General features: G+C 33.0%; 1 protein-coding gene. It reads right to left on the bottom strand.

The annotated features are described in order from the left end of the window. Window positions 1-360 precede the first annotated feature (360 nt). Window positions 361-1,371 carry an IS110 family transposase gene (locus tag PLL68_RS15115; RefSeq protein WP_324535511.1) on the bottom strand — a complete coding sequence of 337 codons (1,011 nt, stop codon included), beginning with the start codon at window positions 1,369-1,371 and terminating at the stop codon, window positions 361-363. Window positions 1,372-1,470 lie beyond the last annotated feature (99 nt).

Raw genomic sequence — 1,470 nt, forward strand, 5'->3', positions numbered from 1 at the left:
AACACCAACATCTATTAACAAATAAATCAAGTACATTTCTCACCCCTGATAAAAAACATCAGTTTTTTACCTGCTGATTTATGGGGCTCACTTACCCAGCTGGAGAAAGCTGATCTCTTAGATATAATTAAAGCTCACTTTTAATCTAAAGTTTTTTTCGATCTTTCTTTACTTTAATTCTTTTCGGTTTTTAATATTAAACGTCTATGTGAGCCTCGTAGGCTATTGTAAATTATAATTTTAACCGGAAGAGGTTAATCGACATGGGTTGACTCTCTGAGGAGTATGTTGGTGTGTGAACCTTTCTTCCGAATTATAGATCGTTAATTTAGATTAACCGGCTTTAATATCTTTGAGATTTTATTCCATGTTTTCTCGCCACTGATAGGGCCGGTAATCTGTTTTATATTTCATTATCGCATAAGTTACTTTTGCTATATATCTCGCTATTTGGTTTCTGGCATCTTCGATGCTTGTATTATTTTGTATTAAATATTCATAATATTCTCTGACATCATTATTGCCTCCGATCGCAGCATTGGCAGCTATTTTATAACTGCTTTTCAAAGGTCTGCTGTATCGAACATTCCTTTTACCGTAGTTTCTTCCGCCACTGTCTTTTTTATATTTCACAAGTCCGCAGTAAGCATAATATTTATATTTATCTTCGAAACGGTTTGCATCTATTACTACTGACAGTATTGTTACTGATAATACCTCGGCTATACCGGGTACCTGGTTCAGTTGACTTACTGTCTGATTTTCCCGTTTTAGTTTTCTGAATATTTTCACATATTCCTTTCTGACACCCTCTGTTTGCTCAATTATTAAGTTTTGCTGTTGAGTTACAAACAAATTAATTTCATTTCCTGAGAGTATCTTTTCTTTCTTATGATCTTTCCCTTCTGAAAGAAACATTGCTGACCTTTGATTCTTTAATCTAACAATAGATTTTATAAAGTCGTCATAAGAACTGACAAGTTTTCTTAACCTATATAATTCGTCAGTTGTATGAAATACTTCCTTTAAAGATCTGTGTCTCAAAAGCGTGCATAACTTTACTGCATCACTCTTGTCATTTTTTGGACCACTTTTTAATAAGCTGTTATAATAAGGTTCGCAAATTAAGATCTTATCCACAAGATCAAAGAGTTCGACATAAAGCCAGTGTGCAGTAGTTGTTTCTTCAATTGTTAAAATCTTTTTACCTGAATATTTACTCAGGCATTCTTTTAATTTCTTAATACTAGACGGATGTTCTTCCACATTGTATTTCGCACCGTTATTACGAATTGATGCTAAAGCAAAATTTTCTTTCGACCAATCCAAAGCGATGTAGTGATTATAAAAATCATTTTTTGTATTTTGCATCTTAAGGCTCCTTTCTTTTTTTAGAAGTTCATTATTCCACGAAAATAATTCGTGCTAACTCTAAAAGAAAGTGAGCCTTTTTGTTAATTTATCGACGGC

It is taken from the genome of Ornithinibacter sp. (assembly GCF_035443565.1).
Taxonomy (GTDB): Bacteria; Actinomycetota; Actinomycetes; order Actinomycetales; family Dermatophilaceae; genus Fodinibacter.